The organism is Streptomyces thermovulgaris (assembly GCF_002155915.1).
In the GTDB taxonomy this organism is placed as follows: Bacteria; Actinomycetota; Actinomycetes; order Streptomycetales; family Streptomycetaceae; genus Streptomyces; species Streptomyces thermovulgaris.
Window position 1 is genome coordinate 1 of the sequence record NZ_MUME01000437.1, and the last position, 2,624, is coordinate 2,624.

Consider the following 2,624-nt stretch of genomic DNA (forward strand, 5'->3'; position numbering starts at 1 on the left):
CGCCCGCACCCGCTCCGCCGCCGTCGCCGAACAGGGCCTGCGCCGCACGGACGTCCCCCGCTTCTTCCTGGTCGGCGTCGTCTGGGACGACCCGGACGCCGAGCTGCACGGCAGCGTCCGGATCCGCACCCGCTCCGCCGCCACCGGCACCTGGTCCGACTGGCAGGACCTCGACCCCCGTCACCACGCCGACCACGGCGCCGACCCCGGCACGGCCGAGCGCGCCACCGGGGCCGTGCGCGGCGCCACCGCCCCGCTGTGGGTGGGCGAGTCCGACGGCGTCGAGGTGCGGGTGCGCGCGGACACCGGGGCCCCCGGCAAGGACGCGGCTGCCGGCCCGCCGGCCGCGCTGCCCTCCGGTCTGCGCCTCGAACTCGTCGACCCCGGCGACACGCCCCTGCCGCAGGACTCCCGGGCCGGCGCCTCACATCCCGGCGGGCCGAACGGAAAGGCCGCAGCGGCCTTCGGGGGCCTTGCGGCCGACGCCCGGCTCGTCCCTCCCGGCGCCACCTGGACCCCGTCCGGCCGCGAGGACGCCCGGCACGAGCCGCTCGCCCGGCCCGGCGGCGAGGCGGCGGAACGCCGGGGCGCCGGACCGTACACCGGACCGCGCCCGCCCATCGTCACCCGCCGCGGCTGGGGCGCGGACGAGTCGCTGCGCAACGGGGGGTTCGTCTACTCCGCGACGGTCAAGGCGGTGTTCGTCCACCACACGTCCTCGGGCAACAACTACAGCTGCGCACAGGCCCCGTCGCTCATCCGCAGCATCTACCGCTACCACGTCCAGAGCATGGGCTGGCGCGACATCGGCTACAACTTCCTCGTCGACAAGTGCGGCACCATCTACGAGGGCCGCGCCGGCGGCGTGGCGAGGGCGGTGCTGGGTGCCCACACCGCCGGGTTCAACACCAACAGCGCGGGCATCGCGGTCCTCGGCACCCACGACACCTCCGAGCCGCCCCCGGCCGCCGTGACGGCCGTGGCGCAACTGGCGGCGTGGAAGCTCGGTCTGCACGGGGTGAATCCGAGTGGAAAGACATATCTGACGTCCGGGGGTGGCAACCTCTACCAAAAAGGAAAGAGCGTACGCCTGGACGTGATCTCCGGCCACCGGGACGGATTCTCGACCGACTGCCCCGGCCGGCGGCTCTACGACAAGCTGGGCGCGATCCGTTCGGCGGCGGCACGCTACCAGGGACGCTGAAGGGGGGAGCCGGGACGGGGGGAGAAGTCTCAGGGCTCCACAAAGCTGTGCGAACACGGCTGCATACACTGGCCGGCCGAGGACTGATCGGCCGGTCCCGGCAGGAAGCAGAGACGACAGGTGACGGAAGCGATCCTTCTGGTCGGCGGCAAGGGCACCCGGCTGCGCCCGCTCACGGTGCACACGCCCAAGCCCATGGTGCGGGCGGCGGGAGTGCCGTTTCTCACCCATCAGCTGGCGCGGGCGAAAGCGGCGGGGATCGAGCACATCGTGCTCGCCACCTCCTATCTGGCCGAGGTCTTCGAACCGTACTTCGGCGACGGCTCCTCGCTCGGACTCCACCTCGAGTACGTCACGGAGGAGGAGCCCCTGGGGACGGGCGGCGCCATCCGCAACGCCGCCTCACGGCTGCGCTCCGGCCCCGACGACCCGGTCCTGGTCTTCAACGGCGACATCCTCACCGGGCTGGACATCCAGGCACTGGTGCGCACGCACGAGGAGACGGGAGCGGATGTCTCCCTGCATCTGACGAAGGTGACGGACCCTCGGGCCTACGGACTGGTCCCGACGGACGACACGGGCCGTGTCCTGGCCTTCCTGGAGAAGCCCCAGACCCCCGAGGAGATCGTCACCGACCAGATCAACGCGGGGGCGTACGTCTTCCGCCGCTCGGTCATCGACACCATCCCGCAGGGCCGCCCGGTGTCGGTGGAGCGCGAGACCTTCCCGCAGCTGCTGGCCGCCGGGGCCCATCTGCAGGGCATGGTGGACTCCACCTACTGGCTGGACCTCGGCACCCCCGCCGCCTTCGTGCGCGGCTCCGCCGACCTGGTCCTCGGCCGTGCCCCCTCCCCGGCGGTCCCCGGCCGCTGCGGCGACCGGCTGATCCTGCCCACGGCCGTCGTCGCCCCCGACGCCAAGCTGACCGGCGGCACGGTGGTCGGCGAGGGCGCGTTCGTCGCCGAGGGGGCCCAGGTCTTCGGCAGCACGATCCTGCCCGGCGCGGTCATAGAGCCCGATGCCGTCATCACCGACTCCCTCATCGGCACCCGCGCCCGCATCGGCACCCGCTCCGTCCTCACCGGCACCGTCATCGGCGACGACGCGGTGGTGGGCGCCGACAACGAACTGCGGGAGGGCGTGAGGATCTGGTGCAACGCCCACATCCCGGCGGGTGCGGTGAGGTTCTCCTCGGACCAGCCGTCGTAGGCGGGCCGCCCCTCCTCCGCGCCCCTTCCGCGCGTGCTCCCATGCGCGTCTGCGTGCGCGCACCGAAGGACCCGGGGCGGCACGGGCGGGCGGACCCGCCGCCCGTCCCGGCCGCGGAACGCCGCGGCCGATGCGGGCCGCGTCACAGGCGCCCGACGTGCCCCTTCGGCATCCGCGGCCCCCGCCGCCCCGGCACCCGTCCGCTCAGCAG

The 2,624-nt window shown here is 73.8% G+C and carries 2 protein-coding genes; both read left to right on the forward strand.

What is annotated here, in order from left to right; genetic code table 11:
* Positions 1-1,204: peptidoglycan recognition protein family protein (locus CCN35_RS26005; protein WP_107501098.1), on the forward strand; the 1,204-nt coding region annotated here is incomplete at its 5' end.
* A 120-nt stretch (positions 1,205-1,324) separates the two neighbouring features.
* Positions 1,325-2,413, forward strand: coding sequence for a mannose-1-phosphate guanylyltransferase (manB, locus tag CCN35_RS26010; RefSeq protein ID WP_067396730.1), 1,089 nt, complete (start codon positions 1,325-1,327; stop codon positions 2,411-2,413).
* The last annotated feature ends 211 nt before the right edge of the window (positions 2,414-2,624 follow it).